Origin of the sequence: Bradyrhizobium sp. 139, assembly GCF_023074175.1 — a bacterium.
In the GTDB taxonomy this organism is placed as follows: Bacteria; Pseudomonadota; Alphaproteobacteria; order Rhizobiales; family Xanthobacteraceae; genus Bradyrhizobium.
Map to the genome: position 1 here is coordinate 49,960 of NZ_JADPKS010000104.1, position 25,483 is coordinate 75,442.

General features: G+C 64.4%; 25 protein-coding genes. 13 read left to right on the forward strand and 12 right to left on the reverse strand.

Features of this window, described 5'->3' with window-relative positions:
• Nucleotides 1-93: 93 nt before the first annotated feature.
• The 5 genes from IVA80_RS23200 (at nt 94) to IVA80_RS23220 (ending at nt 6,434) form a co-directional block, all read left to right on the forward strand.
• Nucleotides 94-396 (forward strand): hypothetical protein, encoded by a 303-nt coding sequence (locus tag IVA80_RS23200; protein WP_247435759.1) that lies wholly within the window; start codon nt 94-96, stop codon nt 394-396.
• Nucleotides 397-556: 160 nt separating this feature from the next.
• Entirely contained in the window at nt 557-790 is a 234-nt protein-coding gene (locus IVA80_RS23205; RefSeq protein ID WP_247435761.1) for a hypothetical protein, read from the forward strand.
• Between the two features lie 197 nt (nt 791-987).
• On the forward strand, nt 988-3,681 hold the full coding sequence (locus IVA80_RS23210; protein WP_247435763.1) for a DUF2235 domain-containing protein: 2,694 nt from the start codon (nt 988-990) through the stop codon (nt 3,679-3,681).
• Between the two features lie 126 nt (nt 3,682-3,807).
• On the forward strand, nt 3,808-4,491 hold the full coding sequence (locus tag IVA80_RS23215) for a response regulator transcription factor (RefSeq protein WP_247435765.1): 684 nt from the start codon (nt 3,808-3,810) through the stop codon (nt 4,489-4,491).
• Entirely contained in the window at nt 4,488-6,434 is a 1,947-nt protein-coding gene (locus IVA80_RS23220; RefSeq protein WP_247435767.1) for an ATP-binding protein, read from the forward strand. The genes IVA80_RS23215 and IVA80_RS23220 overlap by 4 nt, the downstream gene beginning before the upstream one ends.
• A gap of 134 nt (nt 6,435-6,568) precedes the next feature.
• Here IVA80_RS23220 and IVA80_RS23225 read toward each other — a convergent pair whose 3' ends face one another.
• Nucleotides 6,569-6,850 (reverse strand): hypothetical protein, encoded by a 282-nt coding sequence (locus IVA80_RS23225; RefSeq protein ID WP_247435769.1) that lies wholly within the window; start codon nt 6,848-6,850, stop codon nt 6,569-6,571.
• A gap of 226 nt (nt 6,851-7,076) precedes the next feature.
• On the opposite strand from IVA80_RS23225, the gene IVA80_RS23230 reads away from it, so the two are divergent.
• Nucleotides 7,077-7,301: a cysteine rich repeat-containing protein gene (locus IVA80_RS23230; RefSeq protein ID WP_247313417.1), complete on the forward strand. Its 225-nt coding sequence runs from the start codon at nt 7,077-7,079 to the stop codon at nt 7,299-7,301.
• 71 nt (nt 7,302-7,372) lie between these two features.
• Here IVA80_RS23230 and IVA80_RS23235 read toward each other — a convergent pair whose 3' ends face one another.
• The 4 genes from IVA80_RS23235 to IVA80_RS23250 all read right to left on the reverse strand — a co-directional run bounded on the left by IVA80_RS23235 (nt 7,373) and on the right by IVA80_RS23250 (nt 10,351).
• Nucleotides 7,373-8,044, reverse strand: coding sequence for a hypothetical protein (locus IVA80_RS23235; protein ID WP_247435771.1), 672 nt, complete (start codon nt 8,042-8,044; stop codon nt 7,373-7,375).
• An 85-nt stretch (nt 8,045-8,129) separates the two neighbouring features.
• Nucleotides 8,130-8,837 (reverse strand): hypothetical protein, encoded by a 708-nt coding sequence (locus IVA80_RS23240; RefSeq protein ID WP_247435774.1) that lies wholly within the window; start codon nt 8,835-8,837, stop codon nt 8,130-8,132.
• A gap of 130 nt (nt 8,838-8,967) precedes the next feature.
• Entirely contained in the window at nt 8,968-9,216 is a 249-nt protein-coding gene (locus tag IVA80_RS23245) for a hypothetical protein (protein WP_247435777.1), read from the reverse strand.
• Between the two features lie 169 nt (nt 9,217-9,385).
• Nucleotides 9,386-10,351 (reverse strand): nitronate monooxygenase, encoded by a 966-nt coding sequence (locus tag IVA80_RS23250; RefSeq protein WP_247435779.1) that lies wholly within the window; start codon nt 10,349-10,351, stop codon nt 9,386-9,388.
• Between the two features lie 141 nt (nt 10,352-10,492).
• Between IVA80_RS23250 and IVA80_RS23255 the strand changes: the two genes are divergently transcribed.
• On the forward strand, nt 10,493-12,055 hold the full coding sequence (locus IVA80_RS23255; protein WP_247435782.1) for an AMP-binding protein: 1,563 nt from the start codon (nt 10,493-10,495) through the stop codon (nt 12,053-12,055).
• Nucleotides 12,056-12,414: 359 nt separating this feature from the next.
• Here the strand turns inward: IVA80_RS23255 and IVA80_RS23260 are convergent, their stop codons facing one another.
• The 7 genes from IVA80_RS23260 to IVA80_RS23290 form a co-directional block, all read right to left on the reverse strand.
• Nucleotides 12,415-13,194 (reverse strand): thioesterase family protein, encoded by a 780-nt coding sequence (locus IVA80_RS23260; RefSeq protein WP_247435787.1) that lies wholly within the window; start codon nt 13,192-13,194, stop codon nt 12,415-12,417.
• 79 nt (nt 13,195-13,273) lie between these two features.
• Complete coding sequence (locus IVA80_RS23265; protein ID WP_247435789.1) at nt 13,274-14,242, reverse strand: nitronate monooxygenase family protein; 969 nt, start codon at nt 14,240-14,242, stop codon at nt 13,274-13,276.
• Nucleotides 14,243-14,505: 263 nt separating this feature from the next.
• A complete protein-coding gene (locus tag IVA80_RS23270) occupies nt 14,506-15,906 on the reverse strand; it encodes an aspartate ammonia-lyase (protein WP_247435792.1) in 1,401 nt (466 codons plus the stop codon).
• A 27-nt stretch (nt 15,907-15,933) separates the two neighbouring features.
• Nucleotides 15,934-16,473, reverse strand: coding sequence for a hypothetical protein (locus IVA80_RS23275; protein ID WP_247435795.1), 540 nt, complete (start codon nt 16,471-16,473; stop codon nt 15,934-15,936).
• Nucleotides 16,474-16,574: 101 nt separating this feature from the next.
• On the reverse strand, nt 16,575-17,177 hold the full coding sequence (locus IVA80_RS23280; protein WP_247435798.1) for a YqaA family protein: 603 nt from the start codon (nt 17,175-17,177) through the stop codon (nt 16,575-16,577).
• Nucleotides 17,178-17,222: 45 nt separating this feature from the next.
• The gene (gene hisE / locus IVA80_RS23285) at nt 17,223-17,627 is read right to left on the reverse strand and encodes a phosphoribosyl-ATP diphosphatase (protein WP_247435800.1); all 405 of its coding nucleotides are present in this window, start codon (nt 17,625-17,627) and stop codon (nt 17,223-17,225) included.
• Nucleotides 17,628-17,746: 119 nt separating this feature from the next.
• Nucleotides 17,747-18,133: a hypothetical protein gene (locus IVA80_RS23290; RefSeq protein ID WP_247435803.1), complete on the reverse strand. Its 387-nt coding sequence runs from the start codon at nt 18,131-18,133 to the stop codon at nt 17,747-17,749.
• Between the two features lie 227 nt (nt 18,134-18,360).
• Between IVA80_RS23290 and IVA80_RS23295 the strand changes: the two genes are divergently transcribed.
• The 6 genes from IVA80_RS23295 (at nt 18,361) to IVA80_RS23320 (ending at nt 25,477) form a co-directional block, all read left to right on the forward strand.
• Entirely contained in the window at nt 18,361-19,410 is a 1,050-nt protein-coding gene (locus IVA80_RS23295) for an ABC transporter substrate-binding protein (protein WP_247435806.1), read from the forward strand.
• A gap of 66 nt (nt 19,411-19,476) precedes the next feature.
• The gene (locus IVA80_RS23300; RefSeq protein WP_247435810.1) at nt 19,477-19,752 is read left to right on the forward strand and encodes a type II toxin-antitoxin system RelE/ParE family toxin; all 276 of its coding nucleotides are present in this window, start codon (nt 19,477-19,479) and stop codon (nt 19,750-19,752) included.
• A 16-nt stretch (nt 19,753-19,768) separates the two neighbouring features.
• Nucleotides 19,769-20,080 carry a HigA family addiction module antitoxin gene (locus IVA80_RS23305; RefSeq protein WP_247436042.1) on the forward strand — a complete coding sequence of 104 codons (312 nt, stop codon included), beginning with the start codon at nt 19,769-19,771 and terminating at the stop codon, nt 20,078-20,080.
• A gap of 73 nt (nt 20,081-20,153) precedes the next feature.
• Entirely contained in the window at nt 20,154-21,950 is a 1,797-nt protein-coding gene (locus IVA80_RS23310) for a glucan ABC transporter ATP-binding protein/ permease (protein WP_247435813.1), read from the forward strand.
• 172 nt (nt 21,951-22,122) lie between these two features.
• Nucleotides 22,123-23,604 (forward strand): D-alanyl-D-alanine carboxypeptidase family protein, encoded by a 1,482-nt coding sequence (locus tag IVA80_RS23315; protein WP_247435816.1) that lies wholly within the window; start codon nt 22,123-22,125, stop codon nt 23,602-23,604.
• A gap of 190 nt (nt 23,605-23,794) precedes the next feature.
• Nucleotides 23,795-25,477 (forward strand): long-chain fatty acid--CoA ligase, encoded by a 1,683-nt coding sequence (locus IVA80_RS23320; RefSeq protein WP_247435819.1) that lies wholly within the window; start codon nt 23,795-23,797, stop codon nt 25,475-25,477.
• Nucleotides 25,478-25,483: the final 6 nt, after the last annotated feature.

Sequence of the window (25,483 nt, forward strand, 5' to 3'; positions counted from 1 at the left end):
AAGCGGACCGGCTCCGCATTCTTCCCCTCTCTGGCAATCGTCACATCTCCACTGTATAAGCCGTTAGCTTCTTCACTCACCGAAGAGGCTCAAATGAACGACCTGCACGCGTGGCTTTCGCAACAGCACCACGGTTTGCGGACCTTCCGGATCTTCCAGCAAAAACTCGAGACGCTCGGCCGCGACGACCCCGCCCAGCGCGGCCTGTGCCGTTTGTTGAGCGGTCTCGTCGGCAGCTATATCGAGACGTTCGACGAGGCCCCGCTGCCCGTCGAGGTCGCTGACGGCGCCTATCATCGCCTGATGACGCTGGTCGCAAGCCTCGATCTCAAGGGCGACTCCAGCCGGCGGCTCGCCGATATCAATCGGGTTGCGACCTGCGAACTCTGGCAATGACGAACGCGTACGGCCGTACGGCTCGCATCCGCCGGCCGGAGAGATGTCGCCGGTAGAGGGCCGCGTGCGTCCCGGCGCGAGCCTCCCGCGACGGGTTCGATTTCGCCGCGCCAGTACCTATATCCTGCAGCAACGCGTGTTGAAGCAGTGAGCAGCTTTGATGGCCCGGAGACGCACGACGGTAGCGTCGGCAAACGACCTCCCCCGCTATTTCGTCTGGGTTCGGGGCCTCGAGGGCCCCGAACCGCAGAAATGGACGGCGATGGATTTCGGCGTCGGCGGCTGGAAACGTTCGCTCGTGCTCGCCTATCTGGCGCTGCCGGAGGAAGAGCGGCATCTGTCGATGTCGACGCTGGCGCGGCGCTATCCACCGCCACGGGTGGAGATTTCGTAGGGTGAGTCAGCGTAACCCAGCACGGGTCCGCATGCCTTCATCCCACGTCGTCCCGTGGCGGCGCAATGGCGCTTGCTACCTCAGCGGGATTGTGTGCAGAATGCACCTGCATTTCATGACGCGACCATTGATCGAATCCGGGGAGTGCTGCCCGGCTCCAGCCTGAAGCGCTTCACCGTCGATTGCCGGAGGGGCCCATGACGCACCATGATGGCGTGCAGAATGTCGATTCTGCCAGACCCAAACAGACGGATGACGATGTAAGCGCCGACGGGACCGCCACCACCCCGTCGAAGCGCAAGCTGGTGTTGTTCGCCGACGGCACGGGCAACGCGTTCACCACCCAGGAATCCAGCGTCTGGCGTCTCTACGAAGCCCTCGACCACACCCAGCCAGACCAGATCGCCTACTACATCAAGGGCGTCGGCACCGCCGGCTGGGCGCCGCTCGCCGCGCTCGACGGCGCCACCGGCATCGGCGTGCCCTCCAATGTCCGCAAGCTGTACCGCTTCCTGTGCTGGAATTGGCGTCCCGGCGACGAAATCTACATCTTCGGCTTCAGCCGCGGAGCCTTCACTGCGCGCACGCTGGCGTCGATGATCGCAAGCCAGGGCCTCGTGCCTGCGGTGGTTGACAAAGTTGCGGTGTCGCATGCGGAAATGCAGCGCAACACGATGGCTGCCTGGCGGGAATATCGCAAAGAGTCGATCGGCTATCGCAGCCTGCCGACGATCTGGATCGTCCGCTGGATCCGCGACGTCCTGATCTACCTCTATCACCTCGTCCTTCGACATCGCTCCTATGCCAAGGTCCGCAAGGCAATGGACGGCCGCAAACAGATCGAGATCGAATTCCTCGGACTGTTCGATACGGTCGAGGCCTTCGGCGTCCCGATCGAGGAGCTGCGCCTCGCGATCGATTGGGCAATCTGGCCGATCTCCTTTCGCAATCACCGGCTGTCGAAGACGGTCAAGCACGCCTGCCATGCGCTCGCGCTCGACGACGAACGAACCACTTTCCACCCGCTGCGGATCGACCAGCGCGATCTTCCGCAGGGGCAGGTCGTCAAGGAGGTGTGGTTCGCAGGAGTCCATTCCGACGTCGGCGGCGGCTATCCGGAATCCACGCTGTCTTTCGTACCTCTGGTCTGGATGACCGAACAGTTCGGCGGCCAGCTCCGTTTCCAGGACGGCACGATCGAGCATTTCCGCGAATCCCGGTCGGCGATCGGGCCGATGCACGATTCACGCAGCGGCGCGGCGGCGCTGTATCGCTACGGCCCGCGGCCGATCGCGGACCGCAAGGAAGATGGCGGATCGCCGGTGGTGCATTTCGCCGTCGTCGAACGCATGTTGCACGGATGCGACAATTACGCACCGCTGATGCTTCCGGCAAATGCCAGGGTGCTGCTGCCGAGCGGAGAGGTGTTGCCGCTCACGAGAGATGAGACGCGCAAGGCCATGAAGTCGGCCTACGCGGCGAGAACCGGGGATCGGCAAAAGGCGGCAGAAGCCGATGCATTCACGGCGATGAGCCCGCCCGATGCCGAGATGGCCGGACGGGTGCTCGATACCGTCTGGTGGCGCCGCGTGGCCTATTTCTCGCTCGTCATCGCGCTCGGCACATTGGTCGCATGGCCATGGATCGCGCGGACGGTGGTAGGCTCGTCCAAGGAGCACGGTCTCGAAGACACAGTCCTGCTCAGATGGGTCACGGCGTTCGACAACGGCACGGGCACGATCGTCAAGCCGTTCGCAGATCTCCTCGCGAGCGTTCTGCCATCCTATGCGGGGCCGTGGCTTGCCATCGCACTCTACTATCCCTTCCTGACTACGGTTCTTGTCGTTGTCATACTCATCGCCTGGAACAGGAATGCGGCGCTGCGCGACAGCATTCAGGAGCGGGCGCGACTGGCCTGGTACAGGCCCGACCGGAAGGCCTCCAGAGACCGAGCGAGCCAATCGGGCTGGCTGCTCGCGATCGGACGCTGGATGCGGCTGCATGCGTGGCCGGTACGCATGGCATTCACCAACATCCTGCTGCCGGGCATTTTCCTCGTTGCCATCTTCGGCTCCGCCCTGCTGCTGACGTCCCGCGGTTATCTCAGCTGGCGCGAAGGCATCGGGGACGTTTGCACGAGCAGCGCATCCACGCGTGCAGTCAGCGACATGCCGCTTGCGGCCCGTGACGGCGAACTATTCAACGTCAGCGATTTTTGCTGGCCAAGCCACCTCGCGGTCGAGAAGGGACGCAAATATCGCGTCTGGATTCAAATGGCCGATCCGTGGTTCGACCGCACCATCATGACCGGTCTGAACGGATTCAAGACCCCGCCGGATCCGACCCATCGCTCGGCCGTGCCGATCCTGCGGCTCTACGGCGCGGACTGGTTCCAGCCAATCGTGCGGGTGGGCGCCAGAGGATCGAACGATATGCCGCTGCAAGCCGTCAATGGATCCCCGGCGGACGAACTGCCGCGTCGGGTCAACGCGACGGTGCCGACATATGAGGACAACACCAGGGACAACTACCCCATCCGTGTCGAGGACTCCGAGGAGTTCGACAAGCAAGACAGCGAATTGAGGCGGGTCTGGCGTCCGTTCGGAGATTTCGAGCCGATGCCGGCCGAGGCGCTGCCGGCGGCACGCGCGCTATGGCGCCGCCAGGGATTGTCCGATCTGCTTGTCGCGGAGTTCGTCGCTCCCGAGTCCGGCGAGCTGTTCTTCTACGTGAATGACGCCGTCCAGTTCTTCCCGCAAATCGTTCCATTGCGGTTCGCGCCGCGCTGGCTCGTCCCACTCCAGGGGCCGCGGGTCCAGTTCTACAACAACAACAGCGGCACGGCGACAATCCGGGTCCAGCGGATTCCGGCTCCGGCTCCGGCCGACTAGCAACGCCCCGGCGACGATTGCGTGGGGGAGGCCATTGCGGCCCCCATGATTATGGGTGTCACGGCGCCCGCGCCGCGGCTAAGCTTGGCCTGCGCCGCGGCGGACACGCGGTGCGGGACGATGAACATGAGCGAACAGGGCGAGGCGGGTGAAGCCATCACCATTCTTCTCGTCGAGGACGACGCGCCGACCTGCTGGCGGCTGCAGGATGCGCTGGTCAAGGCCGGCTACGAGGTGCGCAGCGCAGGCACGCTCAGTGAGGCGCGCCAGGCCCTCAACGGCAGGGCACCGCGCGTGCTGCTGACCGATCTGCGGCTGCCCGACGGCCACGGCATCGAGCTGATCCGCGAGACCCGGCAGCGCTTTCCCGATACCGAGATCATGGTGATCTCCGCGCTCGGGGACGAGGAAAGCGTGATCTCGGCAATCACGGTCGGCGCTACCGGTTATCTCTTGAAGGATGCCTTTCCGACCGACATCGCCACCACTGTGCGCGATCTGGTCGCCGGCCATTCGCCGATCTCGGCTTCGATCGCCCGTTTCATCGTGCGCAGAACGCAAGGTGCCGCACAAAATTTGGCCGAGCCGCCGCCGGGTCCCCCGCTCAACACCGCAAGATTGACCCCACGCGAGATCGATATCCTCTGGGGCATCGCAAAAGGTTTCAGCTACGCCGAGATCGCGAGCCATCTCGGTCTGTCCAGGCAGACCGTGCCCGGCCACATCAAGAACATCTATCGCAAGCTCGAAGTGCACACGCGCAGCGAGGCGGTGTTCGAGGCGGTGCAGCAGGGCCTGATCAAGCTGTGAGCGAGATTGCGGCGAAGGCGCCAACGCGCTCCAGGCGCTCGCTGATCGCGGCGCGCCTCGTGCCTTATCTGCTGCTCCAGGTCTTGATCGTGATCGCCACCATCCTCGGGCTCCGGCTGCTCCAGCCCAGCGACCCCGAAGATTTTGCGCTGGGCGGATTTTCGCTACGGGAGGACGGCGCAAGCCGTCCCGTGACGCTGCCGCATTTCACGTCGTCGCGTTATTCGCTTGCCGATCCTCCGCTCTACACCGGGGCCTTCACGTTCCGGCGCGGCGATGCGGCGTCCGGATGGTCCGTATTCCTGCCGCGCTTCAGCAACGCGGTGGAGGTCGCCGTCAACGGCGTCGTCGTGCTCGACTCCCGTCGCGATGCCAACGCCAACCGGCCAGACCGCAACACACCGCAGATCGCGCTCATCCCCGCCTCGCTGCTGCATGACGGCAACAACGAGATCATGGTGCGGCTGTTCGTCTGGGGACCGCTGAAGGGCTTTCTCGACACCGTCTATGTCGGGCCGGACGCTGCCCTGCGCCCGTCCTACGAAACACGCACGCTGCTGTTCGTCACGCTGCCTGTGGCGTTCTCCGCCTGGCAATCGATCCTCGCAGTCATCCTCGCGATCATGTGGCTGATGCGGCGCCACGAGCCGGTCTATGGCGTGCTGGCGGTGGCGATGGTGCTTGGCGTCGTACAGGCATTCGTACCACCGCCGCTGCCGCCGGCCAACACGTCGCGGCTTGCCGCGGTCCTGCTGGCATCGGCGCCGGTCGAGAGCGCGCTGATCGTCGTATTTGCCCTGCTGTTCTTCGATTGGCGCTGGCCGCGTTATGGCGCGCTGCTGTTCGCGCCGGGCATCGTGGTGTTCGTGGTCGGACTGATAGGGGGGCCGCCGCTGCCGCGCATTCTCTTCCTGGTCCTCGGTATCCCCATGGTCGGTGTCTGTCTGTTGCTGATGGCCAGCATCACGGCAACACAGGTGGTGCGGAGGCAGGACGCAGCAAGCTTCACGCTCGGCTGCGCCGTGACCATCGTGCTGACTTGCTGGGTCCACGACATGCTGTCGGTGTTCGAGATCGTAGCTAACGAGCGCACCTTCGTCTCGCGTTTGTCCTATTCGGCGATGCTGGTCGCGATCGGCGCCGGGCTGACCTGGCGCTTTGCACGCGCCCTGAACCAGGTCGACGGCTTTGCCGACCAGCTTGTGACGCGCGTACGCGAGGCCGAGGAACGGCTGAAGGCGAGCTTCGTCCGAGAGGAGGAACGTGCACGGGCCGCGACGCTCGCCAACGAGCGCACACGGCTGATGCGCGACCTCCATGATGGCCTCGGCGGCCAGCTCGTCAGTATCGTCGCGCTGTCCGAACGCGGCCATGAGGGCGCGAGCATCACGGACGCGGCGCGCGCCGCGTTGAAGGATCTGCGCCTCGTCATCGATTCCATGGACGATATCGGCGGCGACCTGATGCTTGCGCTCGGCTCCTGGCGCGAGCGCGCGACAGCACAATTGCGGCCGCACGACATCGCACTCGGATGGCAAGTGGCGATGCCGCAGGGTCTGCCGCTGCATCCTGAACTGCGGCCATGGCACGTCATCCAGATCGTGCGTATCCTCGACGAGGCCGTGACCAACGCGGTCAAGCACGCGCAGGCGCGCCATATTACTGTTACCATCGAGACGCTCGACGATGGCCATGGGGATGGCGAAGGAGATGGCTGCGGACCGTGCGGCATGATCAGCATTGTGGACGACGGCAAGGGCTTTGCCGTGTCCGGCAACGGCGAAGCCGCGAGCGCGGGCCAGACCGCGCGGGGTCTGCGCAACATGCGAAGCCGCGCCGCGCGCTGCGGCGCGGTGCTGGATCTGGCTTCGGATTCCTCGGGTACACGCGTACGGCTGCAATTGCCGAAAATCTTTCCCGATAGCGACGCCGCCGCGGGTTGAAAAGCCCCCTCCCCGAACGTGTGGGACGCACGGAGAGAGGGAACGGGCCGGATTATGTTCATGCGGAGGACGGGGGGCGTCCGCAAGTCATCCTTTCGCCCGAAGCGATGCAATCAACTCAATCGAACGAGCCGTCAGCGCACGCCGACACGATTGACCGGACCTCCGCGATTCATCGGGGTTCCCGCACGAACGCCTACGCCGGGCGCGCCGACCCCGGGCGTCGCCACCGCGAGCGCGGCGGCCGGCGCAACCACCACCGCCCTGGTCGGCCGCACCACGCAGCCCTTGGGCACGCCAACCGTCTTGCAATAGACCACCGCCTGCGCCGGACTCGTGCCGAGCGACACGATCGCCGCACCCGCGAGCATCATGACCGTCAGCCCGGCGTTCAGCGCTCCCAATTTTTTCGACATCTTGCTCTCCTGCTTCCCGTTCGGCGCCCCGATGCAATCACCGGGTCTCGCAGCCGACGTCCAGCCTGAATGGCAAAAGACGGCGCGCGGATACATGCCATGAAGATGGGGGTGCGGCGGGCGAGCCGATGCCATGAACATGGCATGGACCGGCAACGGGCCGCCGCGAGATGGTCCGGCTCACCCGAACCAAGCGGGACCAATCACAAGCCCAAAGAGGTGCTTTATGAAGACTTCAGTTCTTGCCGCGCTGCTGCTCGCTGCCGCCATCCTGCCCGCCGCTGCGCAATCCGGTCCGACGCCGCAGGAGCAGATGGCCTGCCGCAGCGACGCCGGCAAATTCTGCGCCGAACATATCGGCAAGCCGCCGCAGATGAACGCCTGCCTGCGCGAGAACAAGACGAAGCTCTCGGACGCCTGCCGCAAGGTGGTGGAATCGCACGGCGGGTGAGCCGGCAATCATTCCGGGACGCTCCAGCGGAGCGAACCCGGATCCATTCCGCTACAGGCGATCAATAGTGCCTAATCGTCGTCAGGCCCGAACAACCTGATTTGCGGGAAGCCGCCGCGCGGCCGGCTGACGACATCGCGCGCATCGGAATCTTCGCGGATATTGCGCGCGACGTCGTCCCAATCGGTGCGGTCGCGCATCCCGCGCGGCTCCCGGAAATCGTAGTGGCGGCGCTCGGCCCAGCGCTCGCGGCGCTCCGCCCGGCGTCGTTCGGACGCGGCACGCTTTACCTCGGAATCCCTCGCCTTGGCATAGGCGTTGTCGGGTGAGGATGACTGCTCTGTCGACGCTTGCCGATCGGTTGGCGCGGGCGATGCCGGCGCCGACTTGGGCGGCTCCACCGCGGCCGCTTGCGAAGGCTGTGGCGCTGGCGGTTCAGCATTCGCCTGGGTGGTCTGCGTCTCGGGCTTTGCAGCTTCAGGCCTGGCTTCGGCCTGTACCGGCGCGGCGATCATCGCGCCGAAGGCTTGCGAGCCGGTGAGATATTGCAGGCGCTCGGATGGCGCGTCCGTCGTCGCCGGTTTGGCGGCATCGGCGCGCTGCGCCATCTTGCTCGTATCAGGCCCCTGCTTGGGCGCGACCGGATTCATGATGTTGCCGGCGACGATGCCGCCGCCGAGACCAATGGCGATGGCGGCGACGATCGTTCCGGCACCGACGAAATAGGCTGTCGAGGCGCGCATCGGTCCACTCCCTGTTTGGAGCGGGCAACGCTTGTCGATTGCCGGATGTTCCTGATAAGGCGCAGTTCCCGCTGGAACTTACACGTCAGATCTGCTGCGCGACCTTCTCCAGCCCGATGATGCGGGCGAGCTTGCGCACTTCTTCTTTCTGGTCGTCACGCAGCTGGAACAAGAGCGGCATCGCCGCCGACTTCAACTGCTGGACCTCGTCGCAATTCGGATCGATCGGCACGCTTGGCCCGTTCGGATTGGAGAGCTTGTTTGCCGAGATCTTGCGGACAACATTGCGCAGCGCGGTCTCGACCGAGGGCCAATAATATTCCTGCGACGACGACAGCTTCAGACGATCCCTGATGCCCGCGATCTGCACGTCGGAGAGCAGTGAATAGGATTTCTGCGGCTGCGGCTTTGCGATGACTTTCGGCTTGGCCGGAGCTTCGACAGCCGGAGCCTCTGCGGCGGCTGGGGCCTCGTTCACGCTCGCCTTGGGCATCGGAAAGTCGGACGGCGTGGCGGCGGCAAAGGCCTGGCGCAGGGGCTCGGTCAGCAGCGGCGCCTGCGAAAGCTTGTCGGCGGGCACCCGCACCGGCTCGATCGCGGCCGAAGCCAGCGCCAGCGTCGGAACCAGCCGGTCGGCCTTGGCGGCGCGGTTGGACGCGAGCGGCTTCGGCGGGGCCTGCGTGATCATCTCGGCGCTCACACTGGGCACGCTGTCGCGACCGAGAATTGCGGTGGTGGCGGCGCCGAGGACGAGGAAACAGGTCAGCACGACGATGGTGATGGCTTTGGACAAACGTCTCTCCGCGCCCAGCTTCAAGTCCACGTGATCAGTGCCCGAAAACTGGGCGGTAATTAAGGCTTAACCGTGCAATTGCGACGGCAATCGCGCGGACTGCGGCGACATGCCCGAAATCTCCAGAAGATCAGGCGGCTAGCGCCAGGTCGTAGGCATCCTGGATGTCGGCGACGATCTCGGAGGCCTCCCAGACCGCGCGCGGCTCAACCGATTGCAGCGTCACCGTCCAGTTGCCGCCCCGGCGGGTGCGGGGGACGCTGAGGATGTCGAAGCGCACGTTGCGGCACAGCGGATGACGGGCCAGGGCATGGGCCACGCGGACCCGGATTTCGTCCAGAGTCGCGGCTGTCCTGCTGTTGAGAAAATCGAAGTCCATCGCCTGTCCCTCTCGGTCCTGATTGGCGGCCGTGAGGGGATTCTTGGCGGGTGTTGGTTAATCTGCCGTTAAGTGCGGGGGTGCGGCGGAGAGCTCGATTAACTGTGATCGGGAGCGACGACGCCTCCTTCTGCCTCTCCCCGCAAGCGGGCGAGGTGAAGGGAGCCGCCTATCGGCCGCCCGCATCGCGATATTCGGCGAGCGTCCGCGCAACGAGATCGTCCACCGCCATCACCTCGGTCACGCCCGATGTCGAGTGTCCCCCGCTCCAGATATCGCGCCAGCGTTTCGGGCGGTTTTCGCGCGCGTTGACGTCGATGTCCTTGCCGATGTCGATCGTGCCACGGGCCGGCAGATCGTCGGGATCGAGGCCCGCAGCCACGATCGACGGCTTCAGCATGCTGGTCTGCAACCCCGTGAACGCGGTGGTGAGCAAGATGTCGTCGGCACTGCTCCCGACCAGCATGTCCTTGTGGCGCTCGTCCGCCATGCTCTCGCGCGTCGCGATGAACTTCGTGCCCATGTAAGCGAGATCGCAGCCGAGCACTTCGGCCGCATGCAGCGCGCGTCCGTCGCTGATGCCTCCGGCGAGCACGATGATGCCGTCAAAGAACGCGCGCACCGCGCGGACGAAGGCGAACGGATTGAGCCAGCCGGTCTGCCCGCCTGCGCCCGCCGTGAGCAGCACGAGCCCGTCGGCGCCGGCTTCCGCCGCGCGCTCGGCATGGCGGATCGAGGCAACGTCCGCCAGCACCAGCGCGCCGGCATCATGCAGCGGCTTCAACACCGGCGCGGGCGATCCGACAGAGGTGATGACGATCTCCGGCTGGTGTCGCAGCAGCACGGCGAGATCCTGCTCCAGCCGCGCGTTGGAGCGATGCACGATCAGGTTGGCACAGAGCGGCGCGGCCTTGCGGCCGGCTTGATCCTCATGCTGCTGCAGCCGCGTTTCGATCTCGGTGAGCCACGCATCGAGTTGTTCCGTGCTGCGGCAATTCACGGTGGGGAAGCTGCCGATCACACCATTGCGGCAGGCAGCGGCCATGAGCTCGACGCCCGACACCAGAAACATCGGCGCCGCGATCAAAGGCAGGCTGAGACGATCGCGGAAGTGTTGCAGTCGATCGGACGTCACCCAAGCCTCTCCTTCACTCGAGCCTCTCTTTCACTCAAGCCTTCTTGTGCTGGCTTCGTCGTTCCATCCCGCATTCTCTGTGCTAGCGTTGCACGCAACATTGGCACGTCAGAAGCCGATGACAAAGCAACGAGGAAACAAATGTCCAATCTGCTCCACGCATCGTCCCCGGCTTGTGCGCAGACGCTACGGGCGCTGTCGCGCTATCCCGGCCGCATCGCTTTCGCCTGGCCCGGCGGATCGCTGAGCTATCAGGACACCCTCGACCTGATCGGACGCATCCAGGGCGTGTTCATGCGGCTTGGATTGCAGCCCGGCGCGCGCGTCGCATTTCTCACCGCCAATCGCGCCGACACCTGGTGCGCCGGTGTCGCCGCGCAATTATCCCGGCTCTGCATCACCTGGCTGCATCCTCTGGGATCGCGAGGGGACCAGCTGTTCCAGCTCGAGGATTCCGAGGCCGAAATGCTGGTGGTCGATGCGGCAGCCTTCCGCGAGCGCGGCGGCGAACTCGCCGCGCAGGCGGACCGGCTCAAGGCGGTCTTCACCATGGGACCGGCCGACTACGGCATCGACCTGTTGCAGGCGATCGAGATCGAAGGTCATGCCAGCGCGCTATGCCTCGCCGGCCCTGACGATCTCGCCACGCTGAACTACACCGGCGGCACGACCGGCAAATCCAAGGGCGCGCTGCGCTACCACCGCGAAAACAGCGGGGCCGCCGGCGCGATCCTCGCCGACTTCGAAATTCCCGAGGCCGCGCGCTATCTGACGGTCGCCCCGATCAGCCATGTCGCGGGCACAAAGGTGCTGCCGACGCTGATGCGCGGCGGCACCGTGCACATGCTGAAAGGTTTCGATCCCGAGGCCGTGCTGGCAACGATCGCGCGCGAGCGCATCAATTTCACGTTGTTCGTGCCGACCATGATCTATGTGCTGCTCGACCATCCCGCTTTGGGCAAGACCGATCTCTCCTCACTCGAGCTCGTGCTCTATGGCGCCTCCGCGATGTCGCCGAGCCGACTGATCGAGGGGATCGAGCGAATCGGGCCGGTGTTCTCGCAACTCTACGGCCAGACCGAATGCTATCCGGTCTCGGTGCTGCGCAAGGCAGATCATGATCCGAAAACGCCGGAGCTGTTCCTGTCCTGCGGCTTCCCGATCTCAGCCTGCGAGGTCAGGATTCTCGACGACAACGACCAGGACGTGAAGACGGGCGAAGCCGGCGAAATCTGCGTGCGCGCCCCGCATGTCATGGCCGAATACTGGAAGCGGCCAGACATTACTGCCGAGACGCTGAAGAATGGCTGGGTCCACACCGGCGACATCGCGCGCAAGGACGAGCGCGGCTACATGTTCATCCTCGACCGCAAGAAGGACATGATCGTCTCCGGCGGCTTCAATATTTTTCCGCGCGAGGTCGAGGACGTGCTGTCGCAACACGCGGATGTTGCGATGGTCGCGGTCGTCGGCATTCCCGACGAGAAATGGGGCGAAGCCGTCATCGCCGTCGTCGAGCCGCGCGAGGGCGCAAAGCCTGATGCCGATGAGCTGATCAATCTGGTGAAAACGCGAAAAGGCTCGGCGCATGCGCCGAAGCAGATCCAGTTCGTCAAGCAGCTGCCGATGACCGGCGTGGGCAAGGTCGACAAGAAGGTGCTGCGCGCAGGCTTCTGGAGCGGACGGGACCGGATGGTGGGATGAACACCCCGGGATTTTACGGGGTCGTTGTGGCCGCCGAACAACAGCATGCAACCGAGTTTGCGCCCGCGATGGTCGCGCAATTGCGGGCGAATCAGGGAATCAACTAAACCGCTGGCGGGGCTGGGAAGCGGAGTATGAAATGAGAGTCGCTTCCCTGGAAAGTGCGTTGGCTGCGGTCACGTTGATCACGGCCATCATCGTGGTGCTGTGGGAGATCAAGATCTTCTACGGCATGTGAACAGGCAGGACGCCGCGTCGAACAAGAGACCTCCGGACAAGAGGCTCGCGACCAAGCATCCCTTCCGCGGCGGCGGAAGCCTGCCGTTCAAGCGGCTCAAGGAGCGATCACGGCTTGCCCGTCATCCTCGCCGCTTCTCGATCACCAGGCTCTGCACCGCGCGGCCGAAATAGCCCTGCCGGTCGGCGAGCCGCGACATCGCGAGCCCGGTGCCGTCGGGCCCGATCCAGGATTCGCCGTCAAGCAAGATCCACTCGCCGATGGGCTGGCGCGACAAACTCACAGTGAGGTCGGCATTGATGTAGGTCCAGGCGCGAAAATCGAGCGTCGAGGCGGTGCCGTTGGAGAAATCGGCGGCGACCACCGCGCGCATCGCTTGCGAGACCACTTCGCCCTCGATCAGGGGATGGTCGACACGGAACCAGATCGCGCCGGCGCCGGCCTGGCCGAAGCGGCCGCGCGCAGCGCGCATCGAGACCGATCGCACGAAAGGACTGATGGCAGCGTGGCCGTCCTCGACAAGGGAGTCCTCGGGCGAGGGCAGCACAACCGGCAGCTCCTTGACGTCATCGGGCAGGGGCAACGACTGCCGCTTGATCTTGAGCACGGTGGCGCCAACCACCTGCACGCCGTCGGCGAGCAGCTTGATTTCGCAGAGCTGAATCTTGCGGCCCTCGCGCAAAACCTCGGTCGCAATCGTGAGGGGCGCGACCGGGACCGGGCGCATCAGGTCGATGGTGACGCGGGCGATATCCATCGGCACCGGTGTCGGAATCCGTTCGGCCGCCCACGTCACCAGCGAAGCCGGCGCCGAACCATGCTGCATGCGCCGGTCCCACGGCCCCGCGGCGTCCGGGCTGGTGACGACGCTGTTGCCGTCCACGCGGTAGATGGCGGTCATGTCCGACTCGATCTCGGCTGGCGTTCCCCGGATGCTGCGCAACGCGTAGCGGTGCACCGCGTCCTGGACACGGGAGTGGTCACAACGGCGGATCGACCGCCTCGTCGTATTCTTTCTTGAAGCGCGCGATCAGCTCGGCTGCGGGCATGACCTTCTCCACGCTGCCGATGCCCTGGCCCGAGCCCCAGATCTCCTTCCAGGCCTTCGGCTTGGCACGTTCGCCGGAAGCGTCTGTGCCGAAATTCATCTTGGACGGATCGGAGGTCGGCAGGTTTTCCGGATCCATGCCGGCGGCGAGAATCGAAGGCTTCAGATAATTGCCGTGCACGCCGGTGAAGAGGTTGGAGTAGACGATATCGTCGGCCGTCGCGCCCGCGATCATCTGCTTGTATTTCTCGACCGCGTTGGCTTCCTTGGTCGCAATGAAGGCCGAGCCGATATAGGCGAAGTCTGCGCCGAGAATGCGCGCAGCGCGGATCGCCTTGCCGTTGCCGATCGCACCCGACAGCGCGATCGGACCGTCGAACCATTTCCGCGTTTCGGCGACGAAGGCCAGCGGCGAGATGGTGCCGGCATGGCCGCCGGCGCCGGCCGCGACCAGGATCAGGCCGTCGGCGCCCTTCTCGATCGCCTTGTGCGCGAATTTCTGGTTGATCACGTCGTGGAAGACAATGCCGCCCCAGCCGTGCACCGCCTGGTTGAGTTCCTCGCGCGCGCCGAGCGAAGAGATGATCATCGGCACCTTGTACTTGGCGCAGAGCTGCATGTCGTGATCGAGGCGGTTGTTCGACTTGTGCACGATCTGGTTGACCGCGAACGGCGCCGACGGCTGGTCGGGATGCGCACGATCATAGGCCGCGAGCTCTTCCGTGATCCGCGCCAGCCACTCGTCGAGCAGCTCCGGCGGACGCGCGTTCAGCGACGGAAACGCGCCGACCACACCTGCCTTGCACTGCGCGATCACGAGATCGGGAACCGAGATGATGAAGAGCGGCGAACCAATCACGGGAATCGACAGGCGTCCCTTGAACAAGGCAGGCATGGACATTGCGGAACGATCCTTATTGGCCGACGAATTGAAGCTTGGGAGCCATACCAACAGGGCAATCTTTCCACTGTCAAGTATTGCGTTTTGACGCCGGACCGGACGTCGCTACCGCAATTCCAAGCCGCGGAATTCCTTCCTCCGTCATTCCGGGATGCGCCGACAGGCGCAGGCCCGGAATCCATCGGGCCTCAGCGTGGGTGGCGTGATGGATTCCGGGTTCGCGCTTCCGCGCGCCCCGGAATGACGAGAGGCGAGATCAGCACTTACGCAATTAGATCCGGATTGATCAGCCGCTCGAACGAGAACATCTCGTCCCACTTCTCCTGCGTGAGCAATTTCCGCTCGACTACGACGATCTGATGCAGCGACTTACCGCTCTTGTAGCCCTCGCGCGCAATCTCGGCGCATTGCTTGTAGCCGAGCAGCGGCTTCAGCACCGTAACGATACCCAACGAGTTCAGCACCATATTGCGGGTGTGCTCCTCGTTGGCGGTGATGCCGACGACGCAATTCTCGCGCAGGCTGTTGACCGCGCGCTCCATGGTGCGGATCGAGAAGAACAATGCGAACGAGATCACGGGCTCCATCACGTTGAGCTGGAGCTGGCCGGCCGAGGCCGCCAGCGTCACGGTGGTGTCGAGGCCGATGACGAGGAAGCTGGTCTGGTTGACGACCTCGGGAATGACAGGATTGACCTTGCCCGGCATGATCGACGAGCCCGGCTGGAGCTGCGGCAGGTTGATCTCGTTGAAGCCGGCGCGCGGGCCGGAGGCGAGCAGGCGGATGTCGTTGCAGATTTTTGTCAGCTTGCTCGCGGTGCGCTTGAGCACGCCGGACAGTTGGACATAGGCGCCGGTGTCCGAGGTCGCCTCGACGAGATCGCCGGCAAGGATGAAGTCGACGCCGGTGAGCGCGCTCAAATGCCGGACCGCGAGCTTGGGATAGCCGTGCGCCGCCGTGACGGAGGTGCCGATCGCGGTCGCGCCGAGATTGATCTCTCGCAGCAGCGCACGTGCTTCCGAGATGCGGTCGACCTCCTCGCCGATCGTGGTGCCCCAGCCGCGGAATTCCGCGCCGAGCGACATCGGCACCGCGTCCTGCAAATGGGTGCGGCCCATCTTCAGGACGCGCTCGAACTCCCGGCCCTTGGCGGAGAACGCCTCCTGGAGCTGGCGCAGCGCCGTCATGTAGCTCTCGAGCCGCAGAATCAGCGCCAGGCGGAAGGCGGTCGGGTAGGTGTCGTTGGTGGACTGACCGTAATTGACGTGATCGTTGGGGCTAACGTGCTGATAGTCGCCCTTGACAAAGCCCAGCGATTCCAGCGCGAGGTTGGCGATCACCTCGTTTGCATTCATGTTGGTGGAGGTGCCTGCGCCGCCCTGGATGAAGTCGGTGACGAACTGATCCATCATGTCGCCGGCGATGACGCGGTCGCAGCCGAGGATGATCGCGTCCGCAACCTTGGCGTCGACCGCGCCGAGGTCGCGATTGGCCATGGCGGCTGCCTTCTTGACATAACCAAGCGCCTTCACGAAGTAAGGCTCCTGGTTCATCGGAATGCCGGTGATGTGGAAGTTCTCCTTCCCGCGGATGGTCTGGACGCCGTAGTAAATGTCGTCAGCGATCTCACGTTGTCCGAGGAAGTCCTGCTCCGTGCGGCTCATGGGCGCTCCTTTGCTCGCGCGATGTCCTCAGTTCTGGCACAGCGCGCTGGTGACGACGGTATCGGTGCGGCAGTCATCCGGTTTGCGTTGCCTGCCCGGGATCAGGACCTTCGCCGAGCATTTTTCCGCGGAGTCCGCGTTCAGGCTCTTGCCTTCTTTATAGCCCTTGCTCTGGCAGAGCTGGTCGGCGGCCTGCTTGCAGTCCGGCGCGCCGTTTGACGAGACCGGGCAGGCCATGCGCCCGGACACCATCGCGGACGGCTTCGCCAGCCGCGACAGATCGTTCATGGTCTCGCTGGGGCTTTTGATCGGCGGCAGGATCGAGGGCAGCTTATCGAACAGCTTGCCCATTTCGTTGATTAGCCCGGAATTCTCCTCACGGGCCGGTGGCGCCTGTGGAGCGGGTGTCGACGGCGACGGCGCGGCCTGCGGCCCCTGCTCCTGGAGGCCGAGCGATGGCGGCGTGGATTGCGGCCATCCGGTCCCGCCGGCACCAAGCAGGAGCAACAGTGCTGCTGAAGTCAGCGTCCCCAGTCGCAGGACCGGATTGCCGGATCGAACCATCATAACGGCGACCGTAGCCGAACCCGGCGCTGCGGCAAAGCGCAGGGTTAATGAGTGAGCATGATCTTTTCGGAAGACCGCTTCACACTTTCCCGCACCATGCTCTAGATCAGCTTGATCGCGACGACGAAGCCGAGCACCAGCACCGCGGCGCCAATCGCCACCCACAATCCGAGATGCTTCTCGATCCTGACCCGGATCCAGTCGCCGTAACGATTGAGCAGGATCGCCACGATAAAGAAGCGTCCGCCGCGCGCCACGATCGAACACAGGATGAAGAGCCCGATATTGTAACCGGCAAAGCCCGACGTGATGGTCACGAGCTTGTAGGGGATCGGCGTCAGGCCCTTGAGCAGGATGATCACGGCGCCCCACTCGGCGTAGGAGGCGCGGAAGGCATCGACCTTGTCGCCGAGGCCATAGACCTGGATCAGCCAGTGACCGACCGAGTCAAAGAGCAGCGCTCCGATGGCGTAGCCCAGCAGGCCGCCAACCACCGATGTCGCGGTGCAGACCGCCGCATAGACCCAGGCGCGCTGCGGGCGCGCCAGTGACATCGGGATCAGCATCACGTCCGGAGGAACGGGAAAGAACGAGCTTTCTGCGAAAGCCACGGCGCCCATGATCCAGAGCGCGTAAGGCTTGTGGGCGGCGTCGATGCACCAGTCGTAGATTCGTTTCAGCATGGCGCCGCGATGAAGCACCATGGGACGGATTTGTCCATGCCGAGATTGAGGCGAATTGCGCCAATTCTAATGGCGCTTGCGCGCGGTGCGGCCTTCGAGCGTGACAATTGGCCGCCTGGCGGCAACGCGCGGTGACGCAACTTTGGGCAGCTTCATCGGCGACTTCGGCAGCTTCTCGGCGATGCCGAGCATGTCTTCCCGCCGCGTCATTTCGCGCCAAACGTCCTCAGGGCGCACGCCGGCCGAGGCCCAGAGCACGGTGAGATTGTAGAGCAGGTCGGCACTTTCCCGGATCACGGCCTCGCTATCGCCGTTAACCGCATCGATCACGACCTCGATGGCCTCTTCGGCCAGCTTTTTCGCCATTTTGGAAGGACCACGCTGAAACAGCCGCGCGGTGCGCGATGTTGCCGGATCAAGGTCCTTGGCCGCGAGCACAGCCAGATATAGCCGCTCAAGCGAATCACTCATGGTACTCAAAACTACTCTAAACCAATGGCGAGCGCGTTAACGCCTGACAATTAAAGCAAAAGGACAGGCCGGCGCGGCAAGCGCGACGGCTTGTCGTGGTCAGTCGTTAGTAGCCAAAGCTAGTAGCAGTTCGTGTGGTAGCCTTGGCCGCAGAGTTCGGACGGAGCGGTGCCGCCGTAACGTTGATACTGGTAGTTCGGGCCCGGACCGTAATAGGGGCCGTTGCCGTAGTAGGCAGGCCCGCTGTAATAGGTCGGGCCGCTGTAATAGGCGGGACCGCCATAGTACGGCCCGTCGTCGTAGGCGTAGGCATTGCGGGTCGCCGCGATCGCAAGGCCAGTACCGACGATGCCGGCAATGGCTGCAGCAGCCGCCGCGCCGCCGCCGCCGTGCCAGTGGCGGCCGCCTGCGTATGAGGCGGTAGGGGCGACCGCGGTCAGCGCCAACGCCGCGGCGGTGGCGAGCACGGCCTTGCGGCCGCCAAATCTCGAAAATCTGTCAAACATGTCCTGGACCCTCCTTGGGACCTCGAATGGTGCCTGACGACAGGTTCATGTCTCTCAAACACCCGCATCCCATGTTGGGTTCCCCAACCCCAACACAAGCTGAACGGGGTTGCGTAATCATGACGCAACCGCCGCTCATCCACCGTTCATGTTGGCGCGGAGAGACTCGCCGCCGGCGGGCGCTCCGAGCGTCACTGAACCGTAACAATGCGGGACCGGCGCGACTGATGTTCGCATTCAAGACCATCGCCCTTCGCGGCCTGCTGGCCCTTGCAATCCCGCTTGCCGCGCTGACCGCACGCGATGTCACAGCGACCGAGACCGCCACGCCGTCCGTTGCGATCCACTTCACTTTCGACCGCGCGATCGATGCGAGCATGGCGCCGTTCTTCATGGCGGCGAAGGACGGCCGATTCGGCGCCGAGCGTATCAACGTCGCCTTCAACAGGGCGGCCGGATCACCCGATGCGCTCGCACGCGTCGCCAAAGGCGACAGCGAGCTCGCGCTCGTCGACATCAACGAGTTGATCCGCTTTCGCGATAAGGACGATGCCGCGCCGGTCAAGGCGGTGTTCGTGCTGTTCAACCGCGCGCCTTACGCGATCGTCGCGCGCAGAAGCCGCGGCATTCACTTGCTGCCCGATCTCGACGGCAAGACCGTCGGCGTCGCCGACGGCGATCTGTCGATGCGGCTGTGGCCGGCGCTGGCGCAGCAGAACGGCATCAACACGCAGCATGTGAAATTCCACAAGATGAGCCCCGCGGTGCGCGAGCCGATCCTCTCGGCGGGACAGGTCGATGCGGTCGCCGGCTTCAGCTATCTCTCGGCGGTGAACCTGCGCGACCGCGGCGTGCCCGGCGGTGATCTCGTGGTCCTCCGCTATGCCGACTATGGCTGCGAAGCCTACGGCTTCGCCGTGGTGGCCAACCCCGCTTTCGCAGCCGCGAAGCCCGACACAGTGAAGGGATTCGTCCGCGCGTTGATCGCCGGTGTCAACATAACAGTCAAAGAGCCGGCGCGTGCGGCGGCGGAGGCCGCAAGCCGCGTCGACGACGGCGACCGCGACCTCGAGCTGCAACGCCTGCGCAGCGCGCTCGTCGACAACATCCTGACCGACGAGGTCAAGCGCAACGGCCTCGGCGGCATCGACCCAGCGCGCTTGGAGCGCTCGATCGACCAGATCGCGCAGGATTTCAAATTCCGCAAGCGGCCGGCGGCGGGCGATATCTTCGACGATCGGTTCCTGCCGCCGGTGCAGGGGCGGCTGATCAATTGAGGTGCCGATCTTGACATATGTAAGCAAATAGCTTACATTCGGTATCTATCGGATTTTGGTAGCACCTTGATCAAGTCCTTCCGGAACAAGGCCCTTGGCGATCTTTGGTCTAGGAGAAAGACGGCGAAGATCGATTTGAAGATGCACGCCAGAATCCTGCGACGGCTCGATCAACTCGATAGCGCCTCGTTTCCTGAGGACATGAACATGCTTGGCTTCGACTTTCACCGTTTGCACGGGAAGCCAGTCAGGTACACCGTCCATGTGAATGGACCATGGTGCATCACCTTCGAGTTCGAGAATGGCGATGCCTATCGGGTCGATCTCGAGCAATATCATTAACCGAGTCGAGGGCGTCATGGCCGAGTACCCTGCCAAGAGAAATTCCCGTCGCTGTCCCGTCCATCCCGGTGCAGTGCTCCGCGAAGACATGCTGCCAGTCTCTGGCAAGACCAAGGTCGAGATCGCGCGCCTCTTGGGTATTTCGCGACAGCATCTTCACGACATCGTCGGAGAGAAGAAGCCGCTGTCTCCGGAGGTGGCGGTGCGCGTCGGAAAACTGTTTGGAGGCGGCGCCGGCATCTGGGTCCGGATGCAGGCCACTTACGACACCTGGCACGCGGAACAGACGGTGGACGTCAGCCAGATCCCAACCTTGAAGGTGGCCTGAGCCGTCCACACCAGTGTAGTCCTGCAATCCATCAGCCGGTTGACTACCGACCTGCCCGCGGTCAGCGTATTGCATGTCCATTTTCCGCCTCTACACCCGCGTTCTGGAACTGCTTGGCAAAGAATCTCGACTGGGCTGGCTGCTTGCGGTCGCCAATCTCCTGCTGGCGGGCTCGCAATTTGCCGAGCCCGTGCTGTTCGGCCGCATCGTCGACGTGCTCTCGGGCAAGACGGTGGCCGGCTCGAGCTCGGCCTGGCCGTTCCTGATCGCCTGGGTCGCATTCGGGCTGTTCACGATTGCCTGCAGTGCGCTTGTCGCGCTCCAGGCCGACCGGCTCTCCCACCGCCAGCGCCAGGCGGTGCTGACCAGCTATTTCGAGCATATCCTGCAATTGCCGCTGACCTTCCACTCCGGCACTCATTCGGGCCGGCTGATGAAGGTGATGCTCAACGGCACGGATGCGCTGTGGCGGCTCTGGCTCGGCTTCTTCCGCGAGCACTTTGCCGCGATCCTGTCGGTGGTGGTGCTGCTGCCGCTGTCGCTCTACCTGAACTGGCGGCTGGCAATCCTGCTGTTCGTGCTCTGCATTGTGTTCACGGTGCTGACCACCTTCGTCGTGCGCAGGACCTTCGGCATGCAGATGGCGGTCGAGGAGCAATATAGCGAGCTCTCCGCCCGCGCCTCCGACGCGCTCGGCAATGTCGCGCTGGTGCAGAGTTTTGTCCGCGTCGAATCCGAGGTGCAGGGCCTGCGCTCCATCGCCGACCAATTGCTCGCGGCACAAATGCCGGTGCTGTCGTGGTGGGCGCTCGTCACCGTCATCACCCGCGCCTCCACCACCATCACGGTGCTCGCGATCTTCACGCTCGGCATCGCGCTGCACGACCAGGGGCTCACCTCGGTCGGCGATATCGTGATGTTCGTGAGCTTCGCGACGCTGCTGATCCAGAAGCTCGAACAGGTCGTGAGCTTCATCAACAACGTGTTCATGGAAGCCCCGCGCCTGCGCGAATTCTTCAACGTGCTCGATGCGGTGCCCGCGGTGCACGACCGCCCCGACGCGATCGATGCGGGGCGGCTCTCCGGCCTGGTCGAATTCAACGACGTCACCTTCTCCTATGACGGCAAGCGGCCGGCGGTCGAGGATCTCGCCTTCACGGCCCTGCCCGGTCAAACCATCGCGCTGGTCGGCGCCACCGGCGCCGGCAAATCCACCGCAATCGCGCTTCTGCATCGCGCCTTCGATCCGCAATCCGGCTTCATCAGGATCGACGGCATGGACGTGCGCGGCGTGACGCTGACGTCGCTGCGGCGAAACATCGGCGTGGTCTTTCAGGAGGCGCTGCTGTTCAACCGCTCGATCGCGGAGAATTTGCGCGTCGGCAAACCGGATGCGACCGAAGCCGAGATGCGCAAGGCCGCGGAGCGCGCGCAGGCGCTCGAATTCATCGAGCGCAGCGGCGGCTTCGAGACCAATGCCGGCGAGCGCGGCCGCATGCTCTCCGGCGGCGAACGCCAGCGGCTGTCGATCGCCCGCGCGCTGCTGAAGGATCCGCCGATCCTGATCCTGGACGAGGCCACCAGCGCGCTCGACGCCGTCACCGAGGCCAAGGTGAATGCCGCTCTCGACGAAGTGATGAAGGGACGCACCACCTTCGTGATCGCCCACCGTCTCTCCACCATCCGCAATGCCACGCGGATCCTCGTGTTCGAGAACGGCCGCGTGATCGAAAGCGGAACTTTCGATGAACTCGTCGCCAAAGGCGGCCATTTTGCCGAGCTCGCCAGGGCCCAGTTCATGGTTCACGAGAATACACGGACCAGCGTGATGGCCGCTGAGGCTATAACGACTGCTGTCAAGTCCCCATAGGACCGTCGAAATTTGGCCTATTTCATTGCGGAATACCCGGCCGAAACCCCTATTCCCGACGCACGAGCCGGTATAGGTTTGCGACGCCGCAAGCGGCGCCGGATTCAGAACCGAACATCAGATCGCGAGAGCCGACCGGAACCGGCGGATCTCCAAGGACCGGAATCGGATAGTGCACGCCCTTCGCCCGCTGCTTCGCAAATCCCTGTTCAACCTGTTCGCGGCGACGCTCGCATGCGCCGCATTGCTTGCGCCGCACGCGGCCAGCGCCGAAGCGCTGCTCCTGATCGAGGCCGACACCGGCAAGGTGTTGCAGGCCGATAACGCGACCATTCCCTGGTATCCGGCCTCCGTCACCAAGATCATGACTGCCTATGTGACGCTGAAGGCGGTCAAGGACGGCAGGCTCACGCTGGACACGCTGCTCACGGTGTCGCCGACGGCGGCCTCGCAGTCGCCCTCGAAGATGGGGTTCCGCCCGGGAACGCAGCTCACCGTCGACAACGCGCTGAAGATGATGATGGTCAAGTCGGCCAACGACATGGCCGTGGTGCTTGCCGAAGGCGTCGGCGGTTCAATCGACGGCTTCTCGGCGATCATGAACGACACCGCGCAGAAGCTCGGCATGACGCAGACGAGCTACGTCAATCCGAACGGCCTGCCCGCCGACGGCCAGATCACGTCCGCGCGCGACCTCGGCATCCTCGCGCGCTCGTTCCTGCGCGATCTGCCCGAATACGAATATTACGTGCACATCCCGGCGATCCGCTTTGGCAAGCGCGTCACCGGCAACTTCAACAAGCTGATCGGCCGCTATCCCGGCGCCGACGGTTTCAAGACCGGCTTCATCTGCGCCTCCGGCTATAATCTCGTCGCCTCGGCCTCGCGCAATGGCCGCCGGCTGATCGCGGTGGTGCTTGGTGCGAATTCCGGCACCGCGCGCGCGGTGAAGGCGGCGCAGTTGCTCGAGCGCGGCTTCAGCCAGGACAATCTCACCTGGCTCCGCCCCTCGCTCGGCACCGTCGATAAGCTGGTGCCGGTCGACGCCTCGCCGCCGAACCTGCGCGACGACATGTGCGGCGGTCATCGCAAGCGGCCGGCCAGCGACGATGACGACGCGCTGATCGCCAGCGCTGGCGGCACGTCCGGATCGGCCTCGGCGACCGGCGGCGAAGCCCAGGTCACCTTCTTCACGGCCGGGCTTCAGCCGCCTCTGATGAAAGCCTCCGAGCTGATGGCCTCGCCGCCCGCTGCGGCCGAGCCCGTGCTGGTCTATACTGGCCCGACCCGCACTGGCACCGCCCTGATCGCGGCGGTCGCGGCCGATGCCGACCAGCAGGCAACTCCGAAACCGCGTGGCAAGAAGTCGCGTGCCGCCAAAAAGCCTGATCCAGCCGACAAGCTGAAAGACGCGGGCACCAAGACGGCAGCGGCGAAGCCGGATGCCAAGCCCGACGCCAAAGGCGATACCAAGAGCGATACCAAGACCGCAGCCAAACCGGTCGGGCCCAAGCACGCTGCAGCCAAGCACGCTGCAGCCAAGCCTGATGCAGCCAAGCCTGATGCAGCGGCGAAGCCCGCACCGAGCGGCGAGCAGGCCGCCAAACCCAAGGCCGCGACCAAGCCTGCCGCCAAGCCGGCCAACAACAGTTAACGCCCTCGAGGCCAAACCGCCCCCGCGCTTCGCACCTGCGGCAGCGCGGTTTGCGACGATTCCAGTAGCCACTCCCTGACCGTTGTCCTAAGCCTCGACCGACTTGCCACCCGTTCCGGCAGGCTCGATACTGCCGGTAATGAGGCAAGCCCGAGACACAACGGGCTCAGGCAAAATGAGGGGAGTTTCCATGGAGCGCATCTGGCTCAAGCAATATCCGCCCGGCGTGCCCGCTGATATCGAGCCGACGCAATACGCATCGCTGGTCGACCTCCTGGAGGAGAGCTTCACCAAATTCGCCAATCGCAAGGCGTTCATCTGCATGGACAAGGCGATCAGCTATCGCGACCTCGACCAGATGTCGCTGGCGCTCGCTGCCTATTTGCAGGAACGCGGCCTCCAGCGCGGCGCCCGCGTCGCGATCATGATGCCCAACGTGCTGCAATATCCGCTCGCCACCGCCGCCGTGCTGCGTGCCGGTTTCGCGGTGGTCAACGTCAACCCGCTCTACACGCCGCGCGAGCTCGAGCATCAGCTCAAGGATTCCGGCGCCGAAGCCATCATCGTGCTGGAAAATTTTGCCCACACGGTCGAGCAGGTGATCGCGAAGACACAAGTCAAGCATGTCATCGTCGGCAGCATGGGCGACCTGCTCGGCTTCAAAGGTGTGATCGTCAACCTCGTCGTCCGGCGCGTCAAGAAGATGGTGCCGGCCTGGTCGCTGCCGGGCGCGGTGTCCTTCAACGACGCGATATCCGCCGGCCGTGGCCTGACGTTCCACAAGCCGAAGCTGTCGCCGGGCGACGTGGCCTTCCTGCAGTATACCGGCGGCACCACCGGCGTCTCCAAGGGCGCCACCCTGCTCCACCGCAACATCGTCGCCAACGTCCTGCAGAATGACGCTTGGCTCCAGCCGGCGATCGCCGCGCCTCCGCATGTCGAACAGCTCATGATCGTCTGCGCGCTGCCGCTCTATCACATCTTCGCCCTGACGGCCTGTTACCTGCTCGCGGTGCGCGCCGGCGGCTGCAATCTGCTGATCCCCAACCCGCGCGACATCGCGGGTTTCGTCAAGGAGCTTGCGAAGTACCAGGTCAACAGCTTCCCGGCCGTAAACACGCTCTACAACGGCTTGATGCACCATCCCGACTTCAAGAAGCTCGACTTCTCCAAGCTGAAGATCTCGAACGGCGGCGGCATGGCGGTGCAGCGCCCCGTCGCCGAGCAGTGGAAAGCGGTGACCGGTTGCTTCATCGCCGAAGGCTACGGCCTATCGGAGACCTCGCCGACACTGACATGCAATCCGGCGACGACGACCGAGTTCTCCGGGTCGATCGGCATTCCCGTGCCCTCGACCTGGATCTCGATCCGTGACGATGACGGCAACGAGCTGCCGCTGGGCCAACCCGGCGAGATCTGCGCCAAGGGCCCGCAGGTGATGTCGGGCTACTGGAACAGACCGGAGGAGACCGCCCAGGTGACGACCGCCGACGGCTATTTCCGCACCGGCGACATCGGCGTGATGGACGAGAAGGGTTACACCAAGATCGTCGACCGCAAGAAGGACATGATCCTGGTCTCCGGCTTCAACGTCTATCCGAACGAGATCGAGGAAGTGATCGCGAGCAATCCGGGCGTGCTCGAATGCGCCGTGATCGGTATCCCCGATTCCAAGTCAGGCGAGGCGGTGAAGGCGTTCGTGGTCAAGAAGGACCCGAACCTCGCCGCGGAGGACGTGATCAAGTTCTGCCAGGAGCAGCTCACCGGATACAAAGTGCCCAAGCACATCGAATTCCGCACCGACCTGCCGAAGACCAATGTCGGCAAGATCCTGCGCCGGCAGCTCCGCGACGAGAAGGCGGAGGCGGCGTAGGCCGCT